This window comes from Flavicella sp. IMCC45537 (assembly GCF_057197705.1).
In genome coordinates, this window is sequence record NZ_CM170067.1 from 2989710 (window position 1) to 3014912 (window position 25203).

The 25203-nt window shown below is 33.5% G+C and carries 21 protein-coding genes; 14 read left to right on the top strand and 7 right to left on the bottom strand.

The features are described from left to right. Positions 1-37: 37 nt before the first annotated feature. On the bottom strand, positions 38-4120 hold the full coding sequence (locus AC2DGP_RS12095; protein ID WP_484490317.1) for a response regulator: 4083 nt from the start codon (positions 4118-4120) through the stop codon (positions 38-40). Between the two features lie 111 nt (positions 4121-4231). After that, entirely contained in the window at positions 4232-6136 is a 1905-nt protein-coding gene (locus AC2DGP_RS12100) for a right-handed parallel beta-helix repeat-containing protein (RefSeq protein WP_484490318.1), read from the bottom strand. A gap of 205 nt (positions 6137-6341) precedes the next feature. Here AC2DGP_RS12100 and AC2DGP_RS12105 point away from each other — a divergent pair, with 205 nt between their 5' ends. The 5 genes from AC2DGP_RS12105 to bioB all read left to right on the top strand — a co-directional run bounded on the left by AC2DGP_RS12105 (position 6342) and on the right by bioB (position 11928). Then, positions 6342-7190, top strand: a complete 849-nt coding sequence (locus AC2DGP_RS12105; protein WP_484490319.1) for a T9SS type A sorting domain-containing protein — start codon at positions 6342-6344, stop codon at positions 7188-7190. Positions 7191-7397: 207 nt separating this feature from the next. Continuing rightward, positions 7398-8501 (top strand): glycoside hydrolase family 88/105 protein, encoded by a 1104-nt coding sequence (locus AC2DGP_RS12110; protein ID WP_484490320.1) that lies wholly within the window; start codon positions 7398-7400, stop codon positions 8499-8501. A 69-nt stretch (positions 8502-8570) separates the two neighbouring features. Further along, a complete protein-coding gene (locus tag AC2DGP_RS12115; protein WP_484490321.1) occupies positions 8571-9545 on the top strand; it encodes a CorA family divalent cation transporter in 975 nt (324 codons plus the stop codon). Positions 9546-9575: 30 nt separating this feature from the next. Then, on the top strand, positions 9576-10739 hold the full coding sequence (locus AC2DGP_RS12120) for a beta-ketoacyl synthase N-terminal-like domain-containing protein (RefSeq protein WP_484490322.1): 1164 nt from the start codon (positions 9576-9578) through the stop codon (positions 10737-10739). Between the two features lie 82 nt (positions 10740-10821). Beyond that, positions 10822-11928: a biotin synthase BioB gene (bioB, locus tag AC2DGP_RS12125; RefSeq protein WP_484490323.1), complete on the top strand. Its 1107-nt coding sequence runs from the start codon at positions 10822-10824 to the stop codon at positions 11926-11928. A gap of 117 nt (positions 11929-12045) precedes the next feature. Here the strand turns inward: bioB and rseP are convergent, their stop codons facing one another. After that, complete coding sequence (gene rseP / locus AC2DGP_RS12130) at positions 12046-13392, bottom strand: RIP metalloprotease RseP (RefSeq protein WP_484490324.1); 1347 nt, start codon at positions 13390-13392, stop codon at positions 12046-12048. A 171-nt stretch (positions 13393-13563) separates the two neighbouring features. Between rseP and AC2DGP_RS12135 the strand changes: the two genes are divergently transcribed. The 4 genes from AC2DGP_RS12135 to AC2DGP_RS12150 all read left to right on the top strand — a co-directional run bounded on the left by AC2DGP_RS12135 (position 13564) and on the right by AC2DGP_RS12150 (position 17478). Next, positions 13564-14232, top strand: coding sequence for an SCO family protein (locus AC2DGP_RS12135; protein WP_484490325.1), 669 nt, complete (start codon positions 13564-13566; stop codon positions 14230-14232). Positions 14233-14344: 112 nt separating this feature from the next. Further along, entirely contained in the window at positions 14345-14587 is a 243-nt protein-coding gene (locus AC2DGP_RS12140) for a FeoA family protein (protein ID WP_484490326.1), read from the top strand. Beyond that, positions 14577-16679 carry a ferrous iron transport protein B gene (gene feoB, locus AC2DGP_RS12145; RefSeq protein WP_484490327.1) on the top strand — a complete coding sequence of 701 codons (2103 nt, stop codon included), beginning with the start codon at positions 14577-14579 and terminating at the stop codon, positions 16677-16679. Before AC2DGP_RS12140 ends, feoB begins: the two co-directional genes overlap by 11 nt. Positions 16680-16923: 244 nt before the next feature. Then, entirely contained in the window at positions 16924-17478 is a 555-nt protein-coding gene (locus AC2DGP_RS12150; protein ID WP_484490328.1) for an HNH endonuclease, read from the top strand. 10 nt (positions 17479-17488) lie between these two features. On the opposite strand, the gene AC2DGP_RS12155 is transcribed toward AC2DGP_RS12150, so the two are convergent. Next, positions 17489-17842, bottom strand: a complete 354-nt coding sequence (locus AC2DGP_RS12155) for a winged helix-turn-helix transcriptional regulator (RefSeq protein WP_484490329.1) — start codon at positions 17840-17842, stop codon at positions 17489-17491. Positions 17843-17967: 125 nt separating this feature from the next. Between AC2DGP_RS12155 and AC2DGP_RS12160 the strand changes: the two genes are divergently transcribed. From AC2DGP_RS12160 to AC2DGP_RS12175, 4 genes are all read left to right on the top strand, one after another. Continuing rightward, positions 17968-18714 carry an SDR family NAD(P)-dependent oxidoreductase gene (locus AC2DGP_RS12160; protein WP_484490330.1) on the top strand — a complete coding sequence of 249 codons (747 nt, stop codon included), beginning with the start codon at positions 17968-17970 and terminating at the stop codon, positions 18712-18714. Between the two features lie 82 nt (positions 18715-18796). After that, positions 18797-20128, top strand: a complete 1332-nt coding sequence (locus AC2DGP_RS12165) for a cytochrome ubiquinol oxidase subunit I (RefSeq protein ID WP_484490331.1) — start codon at positions 18797-18799, stop codon at positions 20126-20128. Positions 20129-20131: 3 nt separating this feature from the next. Beyond that, positions 20132-21208 (top strand): cytochrome d ubiquinol oxidase subunit II, encoded by a 1077-nt coding sequence (cydB, locus tag AC2DGP_RS12170; RefSeq protein WP_484490332.1) that lies wholly within the window; start codon positions 20132-20134, stop codon positions 21206-21208. Positions 21209-21210: 2 nt separating this feature from the next. Next, positions 21211-21912 carry a DNA alkylation repair protein gene (locus tag AC2DGP_RS12175; protein ID WP_484490333.1) on the top strand — a complete coding sequence of 234 codons (702 nt, stop codon included), beginning with the start codon at positions 21211-21213 and terminating at the stop codon, positions 21910-21912. On the opposite strand, the gene arfB is transcribed toward AC2DGP_RS12175, so the two are convergent. Genes arfB through AC2DGP_RS12190 form a run of 3 tightly spaced genes read right to left on the bottom strand, consistent with a single transcriptional unit; the run spans position 21909 to position 23668 of the window. Then, positions 21909-22310 (bottom strand): alternative ribosome rescue aminoacyl-tRNA hydrolase ArfB, encoded by a 402-nt coding sequence (arfB, locus tag AC2DGP_RS12180; protein WP_484490334.1) that lies wholly within the window; start codon positions 22308-22310, stop codon positions 21909-21911. The two genes, AC2DGP_RS12175 and arfB, sit on opposite strands and share 4 nt — an antisense overlap. Before the next feature lies 1 nt (position 22311). Then, a complete protein-coding gene (locus tag AC2DGP_RS12185; RefSeq protein WP_484490335.1) occupies positions 22312-23040 on the bottom strand; it encodes a phosphoglycerol geranylgeranyltransferase in 729 nt (242 codons plus the stop codon). Positions 23041-23044: 4 nt separating this feature from the next. After that, positions 23045-23668 carry a 4'-phosphopantetheinyl transferase family protein gene (locus AC2DGP_RS12190; RefSeq protein ID WP_484490336.1) on the bottom strand — a complete coding sequence of 208 codons (624 nt, stop codon included), beginning with the start codon at positions 23666-23668 and terminating at the stop codon, positions 23045-23047. A 56-nt stretch (positions 23669-23724) separates the two neighbouring features. Between AC2DGP_RS12190 and ahcY the strand changes: the two genes are divergently transcribed. Further along, positions 23725-25041 carry an adenosylhomocysteinase gene (gene ahcY / locus AC2DGP_RS12195; RefSeq protein ID WP_484490337.1) on the top strand — a complete coding sequence of 439 codons (1317 nt, stop codon included), beginning with the start codon at positions 23725-23727 and terminating at the stop codon, positions 25039-25041. Positions 25042-25203 lie beyond the last annotated feature (162 nt).

Consider the following 25203-nt stretch of genomic DNA (forward strand, 5'->3'; position numbering starts at 1 on the left):
ATTGAGTTGTACATATCTAGCCCAAAAACAAAAAAAATTAGTCTAAAGATTTTACATATTTTCCGGGAGGAACACCATACTTTTCTCTAAATATTTTTGAGAAATGCGGTCTGCTTTTGAATCCAGTCATTAAAAACACTTCGTTAACTGAAAGTTTTTCGTGGAGTAATAAATCAGCAGCTTTTTTTAACCTATACATTCTCACTAGTTCTAAAGGAGTTTGGTTTGTTAGTACTTTTACTTTTTGGTAAAAATGAGTCCTGTTTAAATAAAGTTCCTTTGCTAGGGTGTTTAGGTCGAAATTTTGATTGTCTATGTTTTTTTCGATCAAATTGTATAGTTTCTCTAAAAAAGCATTGTCGTTTCTGTTGTTTTGATTGTTTTCTTTGGTTAATGGTATACCTACTTGATACCTTTCCCTAAGTTGTTTTCGGTTTGCTAATAGTGCCTCTATATTTGTAATAAGGTGTTGTGCGTCAAAAGGTTTTCTGATGTAAGCATCCGCACCGTCTTTGATTCCTTGAATGTGATCTTCAATTTTACTTAACGCTGTAAGAAGGATGACAGGGATGTGGCTCGTTTTTAAATCAGATTTTACCTGAATACAGAGTTCTAATCCGTTCATTTTTGGCATTTGAATATCACTTATAATAATATCAGGCCATTCGTCTTCCATTGCTTTGAGGCATTCTTCTCCGTTTTCAAACGATTTTACTCTAAAATATGTGGCTAACAAATCTGTACAATAGGAACGTAGTTCATAATCATCTTCAACATAGAATAGTACTGAATTGCTGTATTCACCTGACGTATTTATGGGGTTAGTTGTAGTATTGTTAGTGAAAAAATCTTTTGGATAGGTAACTTTTTCTTCTTGTGGTAATTGGGGTATGATAATATTATCTTTATCAAGAATTTCTTTTACTATGGGGAGCTTTAATTTGATTTCTGTCCCATTATTTTTATTGCTAAACGCTTCAAGATATCCATAGTGCATTTCTGTTAATTGTTTGGTGAAAGCTAAACCAATTCCTGATCCTTCGATGTTTTGTTGTGATCTATAAAATCTTTCAAAAATATGAGGCAAATCTTTTTTGTCTATTCCAATTCCAGTGTCCGTGATTGAGATGATGAGGTCTTTTTCGTTATAAGAATAGTCAAGTTGAATAGTGTCACCTACATTAGTAAATTTGAATGCATTGTTTAATAAATTATCAAATATCTTTTCTAGCTTGTCTTTGTCGGCGGAGACAATGATTTTTTTACTTGAACTAGCTACTGCAAAGTTTTTTTGTTGGTTTAAAGCAAGTTGTTTAAAATCTTGTGTAACCTCTTCAATAAAAGAATTGAAATCAAATCTTGTATAGTGCAGTTTTAAAGCTCTAGCATCACCTTTTTGAAAATCGTGGACTTGATCAATAAGTCTTAGGATTTTTTTTGTCTGACGCTGAATTAATTCAAGTTTCGTTTCGAGCTCTCTGTTGCCTTTAAGTTTTGATATTACCAATTTTAAAGGCTCAGAAATGAGCGTTATTGGCGTTTTTATTTCATGCGATACATTTGAAAAGAAAGAAAGTTTTGCTCTGTTTATTTCTTGAATTTTTTTAGTTTCAAGTTGTTCTATTTCTACTTTATGACGGAGAGATTGAATTTTTAAAATAACTTTTAGAATAATTACAAGGATGAATAGAGAGAATATAACATAGAAGAAATACGCGCTCTTCGTTTTCCAAAATGGAGGTGAAATTATTATTGTAATAGTTTTTGGCTCCGTCCATTGGTTGAGGGAGTTTGATGCCTGTGCTGTTAATTGGTATATACCAGGCAAGAGTCCATTGTAATTAATAGTTTTTTTTAATGATGAAACCTCTATGTAGTTGTTGTTTAACGGATGTAGTTTATATCTAATTTTATGGCTTTTTACATTTGAAAAATGCAAGCTTGTTACATCCAAAGAAAAAATATTTTCATCATAATTCAGTTCAATTTTTTTTGAAGTTGGGATTTTCTTGATGAAGAAATCAGTTTTAGAAAGAGAGTCGTTGTTATGATAGTTTTGTTGGTGTATTTTAAAATTATCGAATTGAAGTTTCGGCAAAGTTTCGTGGTTTGATATTTCAGAAGGTTTAAAATAACACAGGCCATTCACACCGGACAACATAAATGTTCCGTTTTTTAATATAGAAACTGTGTACCAAAAATCTTCAAAAGGTAGGCCATCTGAACTATGGAAATTTCTGAATTTGCCATCATGTATGCTGTATTTACTTAATCCAATGTTTGTAGGGATCCATAGAACATCTTTTCCTTCGTAAAGTATGTTTTTAACCACATTGTTAGCAAGGCCATTCTTTTCAGTTATTGGGTTGAAATTAGGAATACCGATACTGTTATTCATTTTGCAAAATCCACCCCCTTCAGTTCCAATCCATAAATCATTGTTTGGTATTCGTATTACTGAAGTAATAAAGTTACTAGAGATGGAATTTTTGTTTGGGTCAAATAAAAACTGATCGATTTCTATGTCTTTTAATTTAGAATTCATCGTGTTTTGTAGTCGAAAAAGACCTTCTGATTCTGAACCAATCCATATAATGTCTGATATGGGGTCTGAGTAAATGCAGCGTATAAGGCCGAGTTTATGTGTGTCGAAAAAAGAATTGTCACTTAACTTTTCAATGTTTTTTATATTGTTTTTTGTGTCAATGGATATTTTATAGATTTCATCCCAAATTGTTGAAATCCAGAGGTTGCCAAATTGATCCTCTGTGAAACTTCTTATTTGTACGTTTTCCTCAGGGTTTAGAATTATTTTTTCTGATTTAGTTTTTCCTTTTCTTCTTAAGTATAGTTGGGTGTCTCCTGAGAAACTGTACCAAATATTCTGTTTAGAGTCTCTAAATATGCTTCTCACATTTTTTTGTAACCTCTGGTTTAAGTCAAAAGGGAGTGTTTCAAATTGATGCGTTTTCGTATTGAAAGTTGAAATACCTCCTGTATTTTCGGTCAATAGTATTCTATCTTGATCATAATTTGTCAGGAAAGAAATTAAGTTGGATTTAATGCCGTGTTTTTTGTTGTTTTCAGCAGTATAATGATGGAATCCATTTTGCTTTAAGTCAAATTTATAGACACCTTTGTTAAATGATCCATACCAACAATGGTTTTGACTAGATATAATTAATGAGCTGGATCTTAGTGTGTTACTTTTGTCTTTGAATTTTAATAGATTTTTGATTTTTAAAGGTTGAGTGAAGTTTGGTGAAGGAATTTTGATTAATCCATTATTGAGTAGTCCTAGCCATAAGTTTTTATGAATATCCAAACATAGCGTATTGATTTGAGAGTTGGAAAGGGTAGGATTGTTTATTGCTGTATATGAGTTTTGAGAAATATTATAATCTATCGTTTCCAAACCTTTTAGCTTTGCAACTAAAAATTTTTCATCATTTATTTTAAGAAGTGTTCTTGCATAGTTGATGTTTTTCAATATTTTTTCTAAACTGTTTTTTTTAGAATTATATAAGAGAACTCCATTGTTTGTAGCAAAAAGATATTCTTCTTTGTTAAGAGTTATACCGCTAAAAAATGAAATTTTTCGTGTCGGATGAATTGATTTAGTATCTTTTTTCTTAATAAAAGAATAGTTGTAGTCGAATATAAGAATACCATTTTTCTCAGTACCACAAATAGTTTCATTTGTGGTTTTGTTAAAGAAAAAGCTTCTAACAATGGGTCCACTACTGTTTTGATTGGAATAGATTTTTTTAAAGGAGTTGGTGTTATTGTCGTAGAGGGTTATTCCTTCATCTGTTCCAATCCAAATATTGCCTTTAAAATCTTCAGAAAGGGATCTTATTCGGTTGCTAGTTAGTATGTTGAGGTCAACTGTGTTTTTAAAGGTTTTAAATTCGTAACCATCATATAGGCTTAGTCCTTCGTAGGTGCCAAACCATATATAACCTCTCGAGTCTTCAAGAATACATGTAACGCCATTGTGTGCTAAGCCATCAGAAATCGTTAGTTTTTGCACATTCTGAATGGTGTTTTTTTGAGCAGATAATGAGAAAGAAATTGCCCATATCAAAAGGAAAATGACGATATTTTTTAAAGTATTCAAGATCTTGTGACAATAATATTTTTAAATAATTTTATGTAGAATTATGCTCTGTAATATAATCTATTTTATTTTTTGTCAGAAATTTGAATCTATTTCCTTTTGATATTTGTATTATTCAAAGCTCATTTGTGTGTCGTTTTCTTTTGCATCTATAATTTTGTTCTGAGGAATATTTCCTTGGTAGTTATTGTTTTTAAAGACAATGTTTTTAGATGATTTAACTCTAATAACTGGGTTTTCGGGATGTAATTGAGTAAACGTGTTTGAGTTTGTTATGGTGTTGTTTTGAAAGAGTAGGCCGTCTGTATTTGCTATTTCTAAAATTAGATTGTCAAAATGGTTGAATTTGTTGCCGGTAATTTCAATGTTTTTGAAAGCGATATTTTCGTTGTCATCATCGGTAACAAAGCGAATTACTCCGTGGTTAAATCCGCTGTGTTGACAATCTTGAAACGTATTATTTCGGATAATTACGTTTGCAGCATTACCTGATTCATACCAATAACCGCTTTCTACTGGGATAAGCAAGGCTTCCATTTCGGTACTAAAATAATTATTTTCTATTGTCGTTTTTACAGGATTAGAGATGAGTAAACCGCGCGCTCTGTTATTGCTAATATTGCAGTTTTGGATTAGTAGTTCTGGGTAACCATCTAAATTTTCTACAAGATCACCGACCTTCAGGTTTGTAGGTATTTTTGATTCTAGAGTTATAATTTGATAGCGACTATTAACGTATTTAATATCCTTGATTTTACTTTTTTTATAAGGGAAAAAAGAATCCTCAAGTCGTACAAATCCAATCTTTTCATTTGGTTTTCCTATAACAAACCCCTTTTGTTGATGATGCATCATTCTAACTCCGATTTGATAGTCTCCTAGGATGTCAACTATTTTTTGGTAAGTACCATGCACATTTAAAGCATCGTCGAGTTGGTTCTGGAAAGTACAGTTTTTAAGAGTCACTTTACCACTACAACCAACGAAATGAGTGGCATCTGCAGTAGTAGATACCATTCGTCCTTTTGAAGGAGTGATGTTAAAATTGTCTAGGGTTAAATTTGAAGAGTTTTCAGCAATGATACCCATTCCACCTGCATGGTGTATGTTTACATTTGATGCGCTGAAATTTGTACAATGTGCAACTCTAAAGGCTGGTGAAACTCTGTTGACACCTTGTTCCCCCTTCATAGTTAGAATTGTACCAACTGGGGGGAGATTTTTTTTATGATTGTAGACTCTTACAAGCCCTGGTTTTAATTGTACTACTTTTAATTTATACTCATGTCCAATGTCTTTGTACTCGGGCGCTCTTTTGTCATGATCGTATTTATATTCAATGTCATTTAGCTTAAAATGATGTTTTGTTTTTCCAATTGAGGTAATATCGGTATAAGTTTCTGTGTTAAAAGCGATAGCATTTCTTAATGTATCATATAATATAGATTGACCAAGAGTATGTTCATAGTAGGGCTTTATAAAGTAAATTTGTTCATTCCGTATTTCGTATGGGAAATCTTTCGAAATTTTCATATCAAAAGTTCTGTCTTTTTTATTTATTGCAACAATTTTCGCTTCACTATGAAAGCTATCGTTCCAGTCTATAGTTAGGTTTTTTACTTCGATATTACTGCTCTTGTTTATTAGAAAGGGAATCATTACTCCGTGAAAAACAAAAGTAGACCCTTGCCCATCTATGGTTAGTCCTTTAAAACCATCTACAGGAAAAGCAGTGTTCACCATTAAATCACAATGGTTGGAGATGTATAGAAAATTTTCAATTCCCTTGTTCGGATAAAAATGATATTCTCCTTTTTCAAATATTATTTTTGAATCTGGTTGGTCCTTTAAATCTAGTATTTTTTGAGAAACTGAAAGCGTAGCATCTTCTGATATTTCAGTGGTAAAAGTGATTGTTTTTGACTTCGGTTTTGATTGGCAACATGTTAGCTGGAAAAGAGAATAGGGGATAATTACAATAGCCAAAAGGTGTCTAAGTAGAATTTTACGAATCATAAAGATGTTTTTTTAAAACATGTAAAAATGAGGAGTTTGTGTTTTTTAATTGTACGAAAATGTACATGTTTTGTATCAAGCGGTTAATTTGTATCTGGATTTTTTCTGAGCTTTGGGTTTTTATGGATTCGTACAAAATATTTATAGTTTCAAACATTAGTGGTGAGCTCTAAATTTACATTTGCCACTTAACTTATAATTAAATATGATGAAATTACAATTACTTTTTTTAACGGTTCTTGTGAGTGTAAAAAGCTTCTCACAAGTTGATGGATTTAATAATGATGCTTTTGGGTTTGAGTTGACGAATGTTGCATGGACGAGTAATGGAAACCATAACGGTGCTACTTCCCCAGGAAATATTGTAGATGCTTGGACTCAAGATGATGGTTTTGAACAGTCAAGTGACCAAAAAAAATCCGGTACGTATAGCTTATTAGCTGATTTTTCAGAAACAATTCCAGCCACAAGTCCTAAATTACAAACATGGAGGTCTAATACAGGAGGAGAAGGTAAGTTTGAATTTCAGTCAGTGGCGAATTATACTTTAAAAGCTTATGTGTATATAGATGCTGAATTGACAGATGGTGCAATGAGAATTGCAGTTCAGCAAAATGGTGGACAATATAATTCACTGGCGATTGATTTGTCTTCAATAACACCAAATACATGGACTCCGTTTAGTGTTGCATTTGATCAAAATGATCCAAAAGCTGGATATTGGAGTGATGTGAATTTTACAGCGCTGCCTACGAGTGAAGCCAAAATTTATGTTGATGACATTTCAGTGGTACTTACTTCTGCGCTTTCCACTGAGAATACGTTGCTAGATAATGTAAAAATATTTCAGGATAGAGTTTCACAAAGCTTGCAGGTTGTTGGGTTGCAAAATGCAGATATTCAAATTTATAATTGTTTAGGTGAAGTTGTTAAGATATTTAATTCTAAATCAGATAATTCACAAATTGATATAGCGGATATGTCTAACGGAGTGTATTTCGTAAGAATGAGTTTGGATGGAATAACTAAAACTCAAAAAATTATTATTCAATAATTTGAATTCACTTTCGCTTTAAAAGAGTTACACAGATGTGTAGCTCTTTTTTTATTTAACATGACAGGTGCTTTCATTTTTACTCAGAAATGTGCCTTTTTTAAGTGGGTTTTATACGGTTAAAAGAACAGTTAAATGTATGTTGTTTTCGCTATGTATTTCTATTTGAGGTACATTTGGTAAATCAACTAACAAATGAACCATTGTATGAAAAACCTATATTCAATAAGTTTCTTTATTTTTTTTATTATTTCTTCTTTGTCGAGTCAGGAGATTAATTCTCATTCCGTAAAATCCGATATGCAAAAGGTTGCCAATTGGCAAATGGAACATTTTAAGGATACCTATAGTGGTAGAAAAAAGGCACATCATATTGCAGATTGGACAAATGGGGCATTGTATGTAGGGATGTATAAATGGGCTGAGTTATCTGGTGACTCTATTTATTTTGACTGGTTAATGGGAGTTGCTGAAGAACAGGAATGGAAGTTGCATCATCGAAAATATCATGCAGATGATCACACAGTTGGACAGCTTTATTGCAATCTTTATAAAAAGTACGAAGATAAAAAGATGATTGAGCCAACTATAAATCAATTTGAGTTTATTCGATACCATCCATCACAAAGTAAATTAAATTGGAGCACTCCGTTTCATCAAGATAGATGGAATTGGTGTGATGCTTTGTTTATGTCGCCTCCTGTTTGGGCGCAGTTGTATAAAATAACAGGTGAGCAAAAATATTTAGATTTTATGATGTCTGAATACAAGGCTACTACAGAGTTCTTGTTTGATAAGAAAGAAGGTTTGTATTATAGAGATGAAAGGTTTAAAACTAAGGAAGATCATGGTACTAAAGTGTTTTGGGCTCGTGGAAATGGTTGGGTTTTTGCTGGTCTTGTAAATATTTTGAATGAATTGGATACCTCTCAAAAAGAGTACAAGTATTTTCTGAAAATCTATAAGAAAATGGCAAAAAGTTTAGCTAAGATTCAAACAAAAGATGGTCATTGGGCTATGAGTTTGTTAGGGCAAGAATTTTATCCAACCCCAGAAACCAGTGGAACAGCCTTTTTTACATATGGCCTTGCGTGGGGAATTAATAATGGAATTTTAGATGCAGAACAATATACACCTATCGTTAAAAATGCTTGGTTTTCTTTGGTTAGTCACATCACAGAAGATGGGATGCTGGGGTATGTACAGCCAATCGGAGCAGCTCCGGGTCAGGCTTGGCCAGATAAAACAGAGGTGTATGGCACGGGTGCTTTTTTGAGTGCAGGTTCTGAGGTTTATAAGTTGTTTCGTTAATATCGATTAGAAAACAAGGATTTTTCAATTCGAAGCGTTATTTTTAATAATATTTTTGAATTTAGAAAAATGAATCAAGATTTTAATAGTCGAAGTACCCTTATAAATTATGATGCCAATTCGTTTGTGAAAACTCAAGTATTGGATGTAGATGCCATAAAATTGCCTGCAGAAAATGACAAGATACAGTGGTTGAACACTTATGGTTTTGATTTTAAACAAGATTTTATAAGAGTCGTAAAAAACAATAACTTAGATGATTTTCTTACTAAACTTTTAACAGAAGATATTCATCCGAATAAAGTCATTGAGTTAGATGATTTATCCTTGATTACCATTAGAGTCTTAAAAACGGATGAAGATTCATTTGACGCAGAGCAAATGGTGTTCATTGCAGCTCATAAATATATTTGGTCTATTCAAGAGAAACCTGGAGACCACTTTGGGTGGATTCGGCAACGTTTAGAATCGAATAAAGGAATGGCTCGTAAAAAAAATGCAGATTATCTTTTGTATTTGATTTTGGAGTCTATTGTGGATAATTACCATGATGCTTATGAAGATAGATCGGAATTAAAAGATATTAATTTTTCTAATGTAAAACCAACCCCGGAATTTACAGTAAGTGTAGAGCGAAGAAAGCAGGTTTTATTTAAATTTAAAAAGGCAACAATTAGCTTACGAGATATTATAATTAAACTAGAGAAGTCTACATTAGAAGAGTATGAAACTAAATATTTTAGTGAGTTAAAAGAGCAGACAAATAATTTAATAGGCGAGATTGATTTTGAAATACAAGAACTAGAAAGTAAAATAAATTTAATTTTTAGCATTCAAGGACATCGGCTTAATGAGGTTATGAAAACACTGACTATTTTTTCAGTAGTTTTTATTCCGTTGACTTTTATTGCTGGGATATATGGGATGAATTTTGAAAATATGCCAGAGCTTAAAAGTGAGAATGGATATTTTATTTTGTTAGGTGTAATGTTGGTTGTGTCTCTTATAAGTGTGGTCTTTTTTAAAAGAAAAAAATGGTTTTAATATGTATATTTGCGGCCTAATTAAGTATACATGAACGATAAAATTTCTATTACCGGATTGGCATCGGTTTCTAGTTTAGGAACGAATCCTGAAGAAATTTGGGCTAACTACTTAAAAGATACCTCCTTTTTAAGTGTCAAAGATTTTCAAAAATTTCAATCCTATGTTGGTGAACTACCTCATTCTTTGGAAAAGGAAATAGAGGAATTAAGAAATTCTGATGCTAAGTACAAAGGTTTAGATAAAACAGTTTTATTTGCAATCTATACTTCAAGAAAGGCATTGTCACAGGTGGCATGGGGTGATGATTTTGGTGTAAATATAGGATCTTCTAGAGGGGCTACCGAATTGTTTGAAAATTATTACGATAGTTTTATTGAGAATGAATTTGGTAAAACAGCTACGCTAACTTCCCCAACTACAACTTTAGGGAATATTGCCTCATGGGTTGCCCAAGATTTACAAACATCGGGTCCTGATATAAGTCATTCAATTACTTGTTCCACCGCTTTGCATTCGGTTTTGAATGGAATTGCTTGGATTCGTTCAGGAATGTCAAAAACTTTTTTAGTAGGTGGTAGCGAAGCAGCAAATACAGCATTTACAATCGCACAAATGCGAGCTTTAAAAATTTATGCTCCAGTAATTGGAGAGGAAAAGTATCCTTGTAAAGCCTTAGATTTTAATAAATCCATGAATACAATGGTTGTTGGAGAGGGGGCTGTTGCAATGTGTTTGGAAAAAGGTGTTTCTGAAAAAACCTTGGCTGTGATAGAAGGAATAGGATATGCCACAGAAGAGTTAAAACATAATATTTCCATCTCAGCAAATGCGGACTGTTTTCAAAAGTCTATGAAAATGGCATTGACTGAAGCTGGTTTAACTACAGTAGATGCAGTTGTGATGCATGCACCAGGAACTCTCAAAGGGGATAGTTCTGAATACAATGCTATAAAAAAGGTTTTTGGAAAAGAGATGCCATCTCTAACAACAAACAAATGGAAAATAGGACATACGCTTGGTACATCTGGTGTTTTAAGTATGGAGTTGGCTATTTTGATGTTGAAAAATCAAAAATTTATAGCAGTGCCTTTTAGTGAGATGTCAAAAGCGCCAAAGAAGCTAGAAACCATACTTGTAAATTCTGTAGGCTTTGGTGGAAATGCGGTGAGTATTTTGTTAAGTTCTAAATAATACTTTTCCTGCTTATTATGATTCAAGTCATAATAAAGACAATTTTATTACGTACTTTTGAACCTTTAAATTAAGAAAAATTATGAGTGAAGTAAGACATAATTGGACGAAAGAAGAAATTCTTGACATATATAATAAACCATTAATGGAGTTGTTGTACGAGGCAGCTCAGGTACATAGATTACATCATGATCCTAATGCGGTACAAGTGTCAACTTTGTTATCGATTAAAACAGGAGGCTGCTCAGAAGATTGTGGGTATTGTCCTCAAGCAGCAAGGTATCATACGGATATTGATGGAAATGAATTAATGCCAGTACAGCAGGTAAAAGCACAGGCTTTGAGAGCAAAAGCGGGTGGTTCATCAAGAGTTTGTATGGGAGCGTCTTGGAGAAATGTTAAAGACGGACCTGAATTTGATGAGGTGTTAGAAATGGTGCGTACCATTAATAAATTAGATATGGAAGTTTGCTGTACTTTAGGTATGGTTACGGAAAATCAGGCAAAGCGTTTAGCTGAAGCTGGTTTGTATGCATACAACCATAACTTAGATTCTTCAGAAGAGTATTATAAAGAGGTGATCTCAACAAGAGGTTATCAAGATAGGTTAGATACTATTGATAATGTTCGTAAAACAAATGTTACTGTTTGTTCAGGTGGTATTATTGGAATGGGTGAAACAATTGAAGATAGAGCGGGAATGTTAGTTGCTTTGTCAACTTTAAATCCTCAACCAGAATCTACTCCAATTAATGCATTGGTGGCAGTTGAAGGAACTCCGTTAGAGGAGCAAAAACCAGTTGAGATTTGGGAGATGATTCGTATGGTAGCGACTACTAGAATTGTGATGCCTGAGACACAAGTGAGATTGTCTGCTGGTAGAACTCAAATGAGTCAAGAAGGACAAGCAATGTGCTTTTTTGCTGGTGCTAATTCAATTTTTGCTGGTGATAAATTATTGACAACTCCAAACCCGGATGTTGATGAAGATATGAAGTTGTTTGCGAAATTAGGCTTAAATCCTATGAAGCCTTTTACTAAAAAAGTACAACCAAAATCAGTGGAAGCAGAAGATTCTCAATTACAAGCCAAAGGAGAAAATCCTAAATGGACACGTCCTGAGCATAAAATTGAAAGAAACGAAGAAGCTAAAGCTAAAGCAAAGGTTATTAGAGCTGAATTGAAATAAGAATTCTTTCAAAGAATATAAAAGCCCAACAAATTATTTTGTTGGGCTTTTTTTATGGAGTGATCGCAAAAAAATCCTTCTTATTTTGGATAAAAAGAATTTTTTGTTTGATGTTTTTTAATGAAATAGCTTGATTACATCGTTAGCGTTTGCAAATAATAACAAGGCCATTAATACTACAAATCCTGTTATTTGAGCGTATTCTAAAAATTTATCAGAAGGTTTTCTACCTGTAATCATTTCGTACAGTGTAAATACTACATGTCCTCCATCCAATGCAGGAATCGGTAATAGATTCATAAAACCTAACATAATTGATAAAAAAGCGGTAATGCCCCAAAAAGATTGCCAGCTCCAAGTAGATGGGAAAATACTTCCGATAGAAATAAATCCACCTAAACCTTTATATGCACCAGTTTCTGGGTTGAAAACTTTTTTAAGTTGCTTGATATAGTCAGTTAAAGTTTTAACTCCTTTTGCTGTTCCTGCAGGAATTGCTTCCGCCAGACTGTATTCTTTTGTCTCTAGAGAGTAATATCCTAACCTTTCCATGTCCGCTTCTGGAAGACTTCCAAGGCTAACTCCAATTTTTCCGTTTTCATCTAAGTCTACAGATAATGTAATGTCTTCTTTTTTTCTTTTAACATCTAGTGTTACTGTTTGATTTTTGAATGCAGTTAAGAGATCGCTAGCTTCATCAAAATATTTGATTGGAGTTCCATTTATTGCTAAGATTAAATCTTTAGGAAGTAATCCACTCGCTGAATTTTTTGATTCTGGTCCAAATCCTCCTATGACAAAAGGTATTCTTGGAGAAATAAACGGTCTAACACCTTTACCTTTTTCAATTAATTTTGAAATAAAATCTACTGGGACTTGTTTTTCAATAGTTTCTCCATCTCGTTCAATAACGAAAGAAGTTCCATTGATAAATTCACCTGGTAAACTAGAGAATGCTTTTATTTTATTTCCGTCAACGGTTTTTATTTTATCTCCTGTTTTTAAACCTAGCTCAATCCCTAAAGAGTCGGTAACCCAAATACCATCTTTTACATTGTCATTAGGCAAATAACTTTCTCCCCAAGTAAATAATATTAAGATGTAAATGGCAAACCCAAGAATAAAGTTTACAATCACTCCACCCAACATGATAATCAAACGTTGCCAAGCCGGTTTAGATCTAAATTCCCAAGGTTGTGGAGGTAGTGCCATTTGTTCCGTGTCCATGCTTTCATCAATCATTCCTGAGATTTTCACGTATCCTCCTAAAGGAATCCATCCGATTCCGTAAACTGTATCACCAATTTTTTTCTTAAAAATAGAGAACTTGTAATCGAAAAACAAGTAGAATTTCTCTACTCTCGTTTTGAATAATTTGGCTGGAATAAAGTGTCCAAGCTCATGCAGTACAATTAATAATGATAGACTTAATAAGAATTGTGATGCTTTGATAAAAACTTCCATTATGCTTTTTTAGGTATAAAAATCGAAAGCAAATGTACAATTTTAAATAAAGGCTTTAAATTGATTTGTAGAAAGAATTGCCTTCAGTTAAGTTAAATTGTGTTAAAGAGGCTGTTTTATCAAATAAAAAATAAATTACTTCCAAGGAGAATCGTAATTTTGACAGCACGTATGGATATCAAATATTTTAAAAAATCAATTCCAACACTTTTAGTAATGTTGGTTTTTAGTATTGTAGGAGTGTATGTCTTTTACAAATTATTAACACCAGAAAAACGATTACCGATATACAGTCCTATTGATGTCAATCCACGATTGGTGGATGCTTCACTGCAGCATGTGAAAAAAAATCATAAAATTGCTGATTTCAGTTTAGTGAATCAAAATGAAGAGAATATTACTCAAGAAACCTTTTCTAATAAAATCTATGTAGCGGATTTTTTCTTTACGCGATGCGGAACTATATGTCCCATAATGACCACGAATATGGTTGAGATTCAAAATGCCTTTTTAAACGATCCTGAGGTTTTGTTGTTGTCACATTCTGTAACGCCTGTGATGGATAGTGTTGCTGTTTTAAAGGAATACGCAACATACAAGGGGGTGGTTGATTCAAAATGGCATTTAGTGACAGGTGAAAAAAAGCAAATTTATAATTTGGCAAGAAAAAGTTATTTTGCGGTTCTAGATGAAGGTGATGGTGGTTCCCAGGATTTTATACATACAGAACAATTTATTTTAGTTGATAAAAAAAAGAGAATTCGAGGGTATTATGATGGGACTGATGCCAAAGAGATCCAAAGAATTATTGATGATATTGAAATTCTAAAAAAGGAATAAAGCTTTCATTCATATCACAATAAAAACAATAGAAAACTTATTTTAGAACGATTCTAATTTAATATCTTTGCACACTACTTAAAACAGTGTTGTTTTATAAAATAGCAAAGAATTGATACATACCGTTGCAAACTTACAAAGAGGAGAAAAAGGCATTATTGAAGAGTTGTCTTTTGATGAAATACCATTAGCGTTAATGGAGATGGGGTGTATTCCTGGAAAGGAAGTAACCCTGATTCAGTTTTCTCCCTTGAGGGATCCTCTATACATTCATGTGAACGGAAGTCATTTTGCAATAAGAAGAGAGACAGCAGAACGTATAATTCTTGTAAAACGTTTGTGTGATGAGCTCTAAAAAATTAAATGTAGCCTTAGTAGGGAATCCAAATACAGGAAAAACTTCTTTATTCAATCAGTTAACTGGTTTAACGCAAAAAGTAGGTAACTATCCAGGGATAACAGTAGATAAAAAACAAGGTACTTGTAATTTGTTAGATGGTAGTTCAGCAATTATTACGGATTTACCAGGTACTTATAGTATCAATCCAACTTCCTTAGATGAAAGTATAGTTTTGGAAACTTTGTTGAATAATGAAAGCAAAGAATATCCAGATTTGGTAATTGTAGTTGCTGAAGTTGAGAACTTGAAAAGGAATTTATTGTTGTTTACTCAGGTGAAAGATCTAAAAATTCCTACCATTTTAGTGGTCAACATGGTGGATCAAATGGAGCGTAAGGGAATTTCTTTGGATGTAGCCGAATTAGAGTCCGTATTAAAAACTAAAATTGTACTCACAAGTGCAAGAAAGAAAGAAGGGATTGATACCATAAAACAGGCGATTTCTAATTATCAAGAGTTTGATGTAAATCCGCTTTTTTCAATTTCAGAGAAAATAGATCAAGAATATTTTAAAGAAGTGAAATCAAGTTTGCGTGGTTTTTCTTTATATAAATCCTGGCTGTTAATCACACAGAAAAATCATGTTTCTTTTATTTCTGAAGCTTCTAAACATATCATTGATAAGTTTAAAGTAGATGGTGAGAAATTAAAAAAATATCAACATAAAGAAACCATTTATAGATACCAATATATAAATGAGATTCTAAAAAAGACCTATAGTGTTGATAGAACCAAGGGGACGGACTTGCGTAGTAAATTAGATAAGGTGCTTACTCATAAAATATTTGGGTATGTAATTTTTACGAGTATCTTATTGTTAATGTTTCAATCAGTATTTGATTGGGCTTCAGTTCCAATGGATTATATTGATGTTTTCTTTTCTGAGCTGAGTGGTTGGTCAAAAGAACATTTGCCTGAAGGTGTTTTGTATGATTTAATATCAGAAGGTATTATTCCTGGTATTGGAGGTATTGTAATATTTATTCCTCAAATTGCTATTTTATTTCTGTTTGTAGCGGTGTTAGAAGAGACTGGGTATATGAGTCGTGTAGTATTTTTAATGGATAAAATTATGCGTCGCTTTGGAATGAGTGGGAAAAGTGTAATTCCTTTGATTTCTGGAACTGCTTGTGCAATTCCAGCGATTATGGCGACCAGAAATATTGGGGGGTGGAAAGATAGGTTGATTACTATTTTGGTAACTCCATTTACAACATGTTCTGCGCGTTTGCCGGTGTATGCCATTATTATTGCATTGATTATACCAGAAGGCAGAATTCTTGGGATATTTAGTATACAAGGTTTAGTGTTGATGGCTTTATATGCTTTAGGGTTTATCTCTGCAATAGTGTCTGCTTATATTTTAAATAAAGTATTGAAAGTTGACAGTAAAAACTTTTTTATTGTTGAAATGCCAAACTACAAATTACCTTCTTTGAAAAACATCTTTTTTGATGTGTTGGAGAAAACAAAAGCATTTGTTTTAGGAGCAGGAAAAATAATATTGGCAATTTCGATAGTTTTATGGTTTTTGGCGTCTAATGGGACAGATGATTTTAAAAACGCTGAAAAAATAGTAACAGAAAAATCGGTTGGGAAAACTATAAGTCAAGAAGATCTTGAAAGTGAAATAGCCTCATTTAAGTTAGAAAACTCTTATATAGGTGTGATGGGGAAAATAATTGAACCCGCAATTTCTCCTTTAGGATATGATTGGAAAATTGGAATTGCACTTATTAGCTCTTTTGCCGCAAGAGAAGTATTTGTTGGAACGTTATCGACAATTTATAGTGTAGGTTCTGATGATGAAGGTACCATTAAACAACGTATGGCTGCAGAGGTAAATCCAGAGACTGGTGAGAAAAGATTTAATTTTCCTGCAGGGATGTCTCTTTTAGTATTTTATGCTTTTGCTATGCAATGTATGGGTACCTTGGCAATTGTTAAAAGAGAAACAAAGTCATGGAAGTGGCCTGTTTTGCAATTAATAGGAATGGGACTTTTGGCTTATGTTTCGGCCTTAATAACCTTTGCTATTTTAAAATAATTCAATGATGCAAGAGGTATTAGTGTATATTTTTTTAGGATTGGCCATGGTTTTTCTTTTAAAAAAGTTTATTTTTAAAAGAAAGAATGATGGAGATTGTGATTCTAATTGCGGATGTCATTAAAATTTATATCTTGCCATTCGAAAAAATACTTGAAAAATCCTTTCTGAACCCCGAGAAAGCGATTTATTTATATTGCTATTGATTAAGATGTGTTTTATAACCACTAAAAAAAAACAGATCATGATTAGAAAAGACGTAAACGAAGAATGGAAAGATCTTCAGTTGGAAGAGGGTTTGTATACCAAAAAAAAGAATAGAATATCTAGCCTTGGGAGAGTGATCTCTATAGATGAGGATGGTAAAACTCAGCTTCTAAAAACAACACCTACAAATGGGTATCCAATGTTGAACTCATATCAGAAATCCAATGGAAAAAAATCTGGTAGGTATGTTCATAAATTGGTTGCGCAACACTTTTTAGAAAGAAAAGAAGATGAGGTTTTTGTAATTCATTTGAATTATGATAAGTTGGACAATCGTGTTGAAAATTTGAAATGGGCCACAAAGAGGGAGAAAGAATTGCATCAATTTAGTGGACCTACTCATATCAATAGAAAACCAAGACTTCATTCTGCAAAACTTACAGAAGCCAGAGTGCGTTTGATCAAGAGAAAAATTAATGATCCGAATAGAAAAACCAGAATGAAAATGATAGCCAAACAATTTGGTGTATCAGAGATGCAATTGTATCGAATTAAATCCGGAGAAAATTGGGGTCATGTTACAGATTATTAGGGTTTTGACTTTAGGAATCGCATGAAATTGTTTTGATCTTATGTTTTTCTAATTGTCCTTGTCCCCAGGTACCGATACTTTGAATAAATGGAATTAATAATTTACCTTCGTTGGTCAATGAATATTCAACCTTCGGAGGTACTTCCAAGTATACTTTTCTGTTGATAAATCCGTCGTTTTCTAAATCCTTTAAAGTTTGTGTAAGCATTTTGGTAGTACAGTCTGGAATGGCTCTTTTAAGAACTCCATAACGCATGATTTCTTTACTGTGGAGTTGCCATAAAATCCTTGCTTTATATTTCCCTCCTATTCTTTTAAATGCGTAATCTATGGCGCAGAAATATTTTTCTTCTTTTTTGTTCATTTTATCTTATTGATAATCAGTAATACAATCTTTTTAGTATGTAGGGTACTTTAAAGTACATACTTGACATGTAGATACCAAAGATATAGTTTTGTTCGTATAAAATGAATCTAAAAAAATGAATTATGAATGAATTATCGGGAAAAACAGTTGTTGTTACTGGAGCATCTAAAGGAATTGGTAAAGAGATTGCAAGGGAGATGGCTAGAAAGGGCGCCAACGTTGTAGTAAATTATTTTCAAAGTAAAAATAAAGCTGAATTATTGGTTAAAGAAATTAGAGAGAATGGTGGAGTTGCAATTTCGATTAAGGGCGATGTTTCAGTTCAATCAGATATTACAAGATTATTTGATTTGTCAAATCAAGCGTTTGGAAGTGTAGATGTTCTCGTAAATAATGCAGGTGTTTATAATTTTGAGCCGTTGGATGTATTGAGTGAAACAAGTTTTAATGAACAAATGAAAATTAACGTTCTAGGACCGATAATGTCTTGTCAAGAAGTTGTTAAATATTTTGATAAAAATGGTGGGGCTATTATTAATATTAGTTCGGTAGCGGCGGTACAGCCCACTGTTGGAGCTGCCATTTATACTGCAACGAAAGCGGCGTTGAATGGAGTTACTTCGGTTTTAGCTAAAGAGTTAGGAGAGAAAAATATTCGGGTAAATTCAATTATGCCTGGTTTGATAAATACTGAAGGAACGCAAGAATTAGGAGTTATCGGGAGTGATGCAGAAAAATATATGATTGCTAACACCCCATTGGGAAGAACAGGGGAGCCCTTGGACGTTGCCAAAGTTGCTGTGTTTTTAGCCTCAGGTAATGCAGCTTGGATTACCGGACAACATATAGCTGTATCAGGAGGTTATTAATTTTTTTTAAAACTAAAAAGTTCCTATTTAATTGCGGGTGAAAAAAGCTGTTTTTCGTATCTTTGAGTAAAACTTATCGGGTATGGAAGACATGCTTTTTTATGATAGAATGCAATTCGCATTTACAATTACTTTCCATTATTTATTTCCGCAATTAACCATGGGGCTTTCCCTGATTATTGTTTACTTCAAGTGGCAGTTTCTCCGGTCTAAAGATATCAGGTACAATGATTCAGCAAAATTTTGGATGAAAATTTTTGCTATTAACTTTTCCATGGGAGTGGTTACAGGGATACCAATGGAATTTCAGTTTGGAACCAATTGGGCTAAATTTTCTGAATTGACAGGTAGTGTTGTCGGTCAAACCTTAGCAATGGAAGGAATGTTTTCTTTTTTCTTAGAGTCCTCTTTTTTAGGGCTTTTTTTATTTGGAGAAAAATTACTCGGGCATAAATTGCATTTTTTAACGGGATTTTTAGTGTTTCTAGGTTCTTGGATGAGTGGTTGGTTTATTTTAGCAACCAACGCATGGATGCAGCACCCAGTAGGGTATGAGGTTCTTGAGAACGGAAAATTTGTATTGACTCATTTCTCAGAACTTTTCACCAATCCATGGTTGTTGCCAGCCTATTTGCATAATCAAGCAGCTTCACTAGTTACGGCTTCATTTGTTGTGGCAAGTATTGGAGCGTTTTATGTTTTAAGTAATAAGCATAAAACATTTGGTCCTTTGTTTTTGAAAACAGGGGTTGTGTTTGGTCTGTTTTCCTCTTTTATTGTTGCTTTTCCTACGGGGGATATGAATGCTAAAAATGTGGCAAAATACCAACCTGCCTCTTTTGCGGCAATGGAAGGTATCTTTCATACAGAAGAAGGTGGTGCTGAAATTGTTCTGATAGGGCAGCCTAATATGAAGGAAGAACGTTTGGATAATAAATTTGCAGTACCAAATGTGTTAAGCTTTTTGACATATCAAGATTGGAATGCTGAGGTGAAAGGATTGAATGAGTTTGATAAAAATGATTGGCCTACAAATGTTCCTGGCTTGTATTATTCTTATCATATAATGGTAGGATTGGGAACTTTGTTTATTGGGTTAATGGCATTAGCACTGTTTTTATCATGGAGAGGGTTGCTGGTCAAAACAAAATGGGTTCTATGGGCTTTGTTGTTTGCGGTTCCGTTTCCATATATAGCAAATATTACGGGTTGGTATACTGCTGAACTAGGAAGGCAACCATGGTTGGTATATGATTTAATGCGAACTGCTTCCGGTGCTTCTCCAACGGTTTCCTCAGGGAACACATTGTTCACGTTACTTGGTTTTGTTGGGTTGTATCTTTTGTTAGGCTTGCTGTTTTTAATTTTGATCGGAAAATTGGTGTATAAAGGACCTGAAACTGCTAAATCTTAGTTTATGGAATTATTTTGGTATAGTGTACTAATTGGAATGTTGGCTGTTTATGTGGTCTTTGATGGCTATGATTTTGGAGCTGGAATTGTTCATTTGTTTTTTGCAAAAAAGGAAGAGGATAAAAAATTAATCACCAAATCAATTGGGCCTTTTTGGGATGCCAATGAAGTTTGGTTAATAGCTGCAGGCGGTTTGTTGTTTTTTGCATTTCCGTTATTATATGCATCTGCTTTTAGCGGGTTTTATTTGCCTTTGATGATGATTCTTTGGTTGTTGATATTTAGGGCTATTGGGTTGGAATTGAGAGGACAAATAGAGCACCCTATGTGGTATGTAATATGGGACAAAGCCTTTGGCGTTTCTAGCTTGTTGTTGGCGTTGTTTTTCGGTTTAGCATTGGGTAACGTAGTAAGAGGTGTGAATTTAGGAGGTGTAGAAAATGGGGTTTCAACTTATGAAGCATCCTATTTTTTTCTGCCTTTGTGGAACAGTAGTTTGGATCCTCTTGCAGAACGCTTAGGAGTAATTGATTGGTTTACCTTGTTGTTAGGGGTGATTGCAGTAATTTCTTTAACCATCCATGGTGCCAATTGGGTAATCTTAAAAACAAATTCATCTTTGAATACTCGTTTGAAAAAAATGATTTTCCGATTGAATTTTGTTTTAGTGGTATTTTTGATACTATCAGTTTCTACCTTGAACATCGTTCAGCCAAATATTTTTGATAACTATTTGGAGTATCCTGTATTGTGGGTGTTTCCAATCCTTACGATACTTGGTGTTGTAGGTCTTTTCAGAATTGAAAAATTCAAACATGAAATTTCTGGATTCGTAAGCTCTACCTTATTTTTATTTGGTGGTTTTACAACAACAGCGGCTGCTATGTACCCAGTTTTATTGCCCTCTACAAATGACATAAATAATTCGCTTACTGTTTTCAATACGATAACCGAAGGGTACGGTTTGTCTGTAGGATTGAATTGGTTTCTTGTCGGGATTATCTTAGTGGTGCTTTATTTTATTTTGCAGCATCGCGTTTTTAAGGGAAAGATGGATGCAATTGATTATGGAGATCATTAGAGATGACAAAAGAAGAAGTATTACATAGACTTGAGGTTCTTGGGAATCCAGAAAAAGTTGCTTTCAAAGCTGAAAAATTTGGTATTCAAAGTGCTACCAAATGTTTAGGTATTTATCAGAAGGATTTAAAATTATTAGCTAAAGAGATTGGAAAAAACACCAAACTTGGAGTTACTTTATTTGATACGGGAATTTATGAAGCTAGGATTCTATGCAGTAAAATATGCAAACCCGCTGAGGTTTCTGAGGAATTGTTAGAGTCGTGGGTTCAAGAATTTGATACTTGGGAGATTTGCGATTCCTTCTGTATGGAGTTGATTAAATATCATAAGTTGGCTATTACCAAAGCTTTTGAATGGAGTAAAAGAGAAGAAGAATTTATCAAAAGGGCAGGGTTGGTGTTAATGGCGGTATATGGTTTTGCTGATAAAAATGCTGATAATAGTGTTTTTACATCTTTTTACCCGGTGTTGTTAAGAGAAGCTAGTGATCCTAGAAATTTTGTAAAAAAAGCTGTAAATTGGGCTGTTCGGCAAATAGGAAAAAGAAATCAAGATTTAAGAAACTCTGCAATCGCACTAGCAGAAGAAATTGCCCTAATAGAAAATCCTTCAGCGCAATGGATTTCCAAAGATGCGTTGAAAGAATTAAAGGGAGAAAAGTTAAATGTATTGGATTATCCAAGGGCAATTTATAGGCCTTAATAATCGGGTTTACGTCTATTTGCTTTTTTTTGACTGTGATTTTTTTTATTGTTTAGTCGTTTGGCGATAGAAGCCCTTGTTGGTTTTGATGCTTTTCTAACTTTTGCCTTTTTCAGTCCTTTTAAAAGAATCTCAAAAAATCTTTTAATTATAATGCTCTTGTTTTTTAACTGACTTCTACTTTCATCACATTGAAGTAAAAGGATTTTTTCCTTTGTGAGTCGATGTTTGATAGAAGTTTCAAGTCTACTTTTTTCTGAAGCTGAAAGAGCGTTGGAGGCATTTAGGTCAAAAATTAGTTCAACTTTGGTAGCAACTTTATTAACATTCTGTCCTCCTGGGCCACTACTACGTATGCCTTTTAGTTTTATTTCCGTAAGTATGAGTTTGCTGTTCATTTTAAGAAAATAAAGAGTTTAAAATATCTTGATTTTCTTCAAAAGCAGTTCCTATTACTACCATATCAGCCCCGTTCTTAAAAGCTTTTTGAATAGCCTCTTTTGAGCGTAATCCGCCACCCACAATTATAGGAAGCTTAGAGTTTTCTGAAACCGATTGAATAATTTCTTCGCTTACAGGAGTTTTTGCTCCACTTCCAGCTTCTAAATAAATGAGTTGTTTTCCTAGATATTCTGCTGCTAAGGAAGTATCTGTGATGAGTTGAACAGCTGTTTGACAAATAGGTTCTGTTTTGCTAACTTTTTGTGTACTTGTCTGGGTATTACCATCAATCAAAATATATCCTGTTGGGATGATTTCAATAACGTTTTTCTTGAAGAATGGGACTGACTTAATCTGTTGTTCAATCAGATATTCAGGGTTTCTTCCAGAGAGCAATGATAAAAATAGAACTGCGTCTGCTTTGTTCGTAAGTTGCGTGTGATCTCCAGGAAAAAGCACGATTGGAATATTGGTGGATTCCTTTATTTGTTGCACAAATAGATCTGTAAGGTTCGGTGCTACCATGCTTCCTCCAACAAAAATATAGTCAACTTTGGCGATATCTATATTTTGAATTGTGTTATCAAGAGTTTTAAAATCTAGCTTATCTGGATCCAATAAAACAGTAATTAGTTTTTTTTTGTTTTGTTTTGCTGAAAGGATGTCATTGATGATTGGACTTTCCATGGGATTAATTTAAAGGAGTTGCAAAAACCAAAGTGAATTCATCAATAAAATCAAACTTGATAGTGTACTGCTTGTTCCAAGGTTCTTTTTTGATCCAGCCTGTTGTCTTTCCGTCTTTTATATCAAAAGCATCGATAGGTAAATGTTCTTTAAAAAGTAAACCACCTTTAGGATGAATTTTAAATAGACTTTCTTTGGCTCCCCACAGTACGGTCAATTGTTCAATGATGTTATTTTCTGTTAGGAAACTAGTTTCAGTTCCTACAAACTTATGTGAAATACGTTTGATTTTATCTCTGTTTTTTTCAATATCAATTCCAACAGACTGATTGCTGATTATGATGGTTGCATAAATAAAAGAATGACTTATGGAGATATGTTGACCGTTTTTTAAATTGGGTTTACCATTTTCAGAATAAAAAAGATCATCATCAGAAAAACCCGCTGTTTTTAGAAGATGTCGCACGCTTAGGTAGCCTTTTTGATGCATTTCTGATCTCATGTTATTTATGCGATCGATACTTTTTTCTGCTAAAAAAATAGTTTGCAGTTCTTGTAAGGTCTCGGTTATTTTCCAGACGAGAACCGTTGTATTTTCGTCAACTGTAATTGTTTTTACTAAAGGCATTTATATTGTCAGAGGTATTTCGTAATTTTGCATCCTAATTCACAAATATAAGAACTATGAGTTCAGAAACGTCAACATACACAAAATTTAAGGTAAAAGACATTAGTCTAGCAGACTGGGGTCGTAAAGAGATTCATTTAGCCGAAGCAGAGATGCCTGGTTTGATGAGTTTAAGAGAAGAATATAAAGGTCAAAAACCTTTGGCGGGTGCTCGTATCGCTGGATGTTTGCATATGACTATTCAAACAGCTGTGTTAATTGAAACATTAGTTGATTTAGGGGCTGAGGTAACTTGGAGTTCTTGTAATATCTTTTCTACACAAGATCAAGCTGCTGCTGCAATCGCTGCTGCAGGAATTTCTGTATATGCATGGAAAGGATTGTCAGAAGAAGAGTTTGATTGGTGTATCGAACAAACATTGTTCTTTGGTGAAGATAAAAAACCTTTGAATTTAATTTTAGATGATGGTGGGGATTTAACAAACATGGTTTTAGATCGTTATCCTGAGTTAGTTCCTGGAATCAAAGGATTATCTGAAGAAACTACAACAGGGGTTCACAGATTGTATGATAGAGTAAAGGCAGGAACATTGCCTATGCCTGCTATTAATGTGAATGATTCTGTAACTAAGTCTAAATTTGATAATAAATATGGTTGTAAAGAATCTGCAGTGGATGCAATTCGTAGAGCAACTGATGTAATGATGGCTGGAAAAGTTGCTGTTGTTGCAGGATATGGAGATGTAGGTAAAGGTACTGCAGCTTCGTTAGCAGGAGCAGGAGCAAGAGTTATCGTAACTGAAATTGACCCAATTTGTGCTTTACAAGCAGCAATGGACGGGTTTGAAGTGCGTAAAATGGATAATGCTATTTCTCGTGCAGATATTGTAATTACTACTACAGGTAATAAAGATATTATTGTTGGTCGTCATTTTGAGGCATTAAAAGACAAGGCAATCGTTTGTAATATTGGACATTTTGATAATGAGATCGATATGGCATGGTTAAATGGTAATCATGGTACTTCAAAAGTAGAAATCAAACCTCAGGTAGATCAATATACTATCGATGGTAAAGAATTTTTAGTTTTGGCTGAAGGTCGTTTGGTAAACTTAGGTTGTGCAACAGGACACCCTAGTTTTGTAATGAGTAATTCATTTACTAATCAAACATTAGCTCAGTTAGAGTTGTGGTTGAATGGTGAAAGCTATAAGAATGATGTTTATATGTTGCCTAAACATTTAGATGAAAAAGTGGCGCGTTTGCATTTAGCAAAAATTGGTGTTGAGTTGGATGAGTTAAGCCAAGAGCAAGCTGATTACATTGATGTAAAAGTTGAAGGGCCTTTCAAGCCTGAATATTATAGGTATTAATAGATTAGATTTCTTAGATTAAGAAGTCTAATTCTAAAAAACTTTGAACGCTCTGAGGTATATTCTCAGAGCGTTTTTTTTATTTTTATTTATTGTGTTATGAGTTTTATTTTTTTTTAACAAATGTTACCAAATAGTTGTGATTCCTAGTAAAACGGAGGT

Bases quoted from the DNA above. Each gene is read 5' to 3' on its own strand.
- AC2DGP_RS12100 (WP_484490318.1), bottom strand. From the start codon at position 6,136: ATGATTCGTAAAATTCTACTTAGACACCTTTTGGCTATTGTAATTATC.
- AC2DGP_RS12105 (WP_484490319.1), top strand. From the start codon at position 6,342: ATGATGAAATTACAATTACTTTTTTTAACGGTTCTTGTGAGTGTAAAA.
- AC2DGP_RS12110 (WP_484490320.1), top strand. From the start codon at position 7,398: ATGAAAAACCTATATTCAATAAGTTTCTTTATTTTTTTTATTATTTCT.
- AC2DGP_RS12115 (WP_484490321.1), top strand. From the start codon at position 8,571: ATGAATCAAGATTTTAATAGTCGAAGTACCCTTATAAATTATGATGCC.
- AC2DGP_RS12120 (WP_484490322.1), top strand. From the start codon at position 9,576: ATGAACGATAAAATTTCTATTACCGGATTGGCATCGGTTTCTAGTTTA.
- bioB (WP_484490323.1), top strand. From the start codon at position 10,822: ATGAGTGAAGTAAGACATAATTGGACGAAAGAAGAAATTCTTGACATA.
- rseP (WP_484490324.1), bottom strand. From the start codon at position 13,392: ATGGAAGTTTTTATCAAAGCATCACAATTCTTATTAAGTCTATCATTA.
- AC2DGP_RS12135 (WP_484490325.1), top strand. From the start codon at position 13,564: ATGGATATCAAATATTTTAAAAAATCAATTCCAACACTTTTAGTAATG.
- feoB (WP_484490327.1), top strand. From the start codon at position 14,577: ATGAGCTCTAAAAAATTAAATGTAGCCTTAGTAGGGAATCCAAATACA.
- AC2DGP_RS12150 (WP_484490328.1), top strand. From the start codon at position 16,924: ATGATTAGAAAAGACGTAAACGAAGAATGGAAAGATCTTCAGTTGGAA.
- AC2DGP_RS12155 (WP_484490329.1), bottom strand. From the start codon at position 17,842: ATGAACAAAAAAGAAGAAAAATATTTCTGCGCCATAGATTACGCATTT.
- AC2DGP_RS12160 (WP_484490330.1), top strand. From the start codon at position 17,968: ATGAATGAATTATCGGGAAAAACAGTTGTTGTTACTGGAGCATCTAAA.
- AC2DGP_RS12165 (WP_484490331.1), top strand. From the start codon at position 18,797: ATGGAAGACATGCTTTTTTATGATAGAATGCAATTCGCATTTACAATT.
- cydB (WP_484490332.1), top strand. From the start codon at position 20,132: ATGGAATTATTTTGGTATAGTGTACTAATTGGAATGTTGGCTGTTTAT.
- AC2DGP_RS12175 (WP_484490333.1), top strand. From the start codon at position 21,211: ATGACAAAAGAAGAAGTATTACATAGACTTGAGGTTCTTGGGAATCCA.
- arfB (WP_484490334.1), bottom strand. From the start codon at position 22,310: ATGAACAGCAAACTCATACTTACGGAAATAAAACTAAAAGGCATACGT.
- AC2DGP_RS12185 (WP_484490335.1), bottom strand. From the start codon at position 23,040: ATGGAAAGTCCAATCATCAATGACATCCTTTCAGCAAAACAAAACAAA.
- AC2DGP_RS12190 (WP_484490336.1), bottom strand. From the start codon at position 23,668: ATGCCTTTAGTAAAAACAATTACAGTTGACGAAAATACAACGGTTCTC.
- ahcY (WP_484490337.1), top strand. From the start codon at position 23,725: ATGAGTTCAGAAACGTCAACATACACAAAATTTAAGGTAAAAGACATT.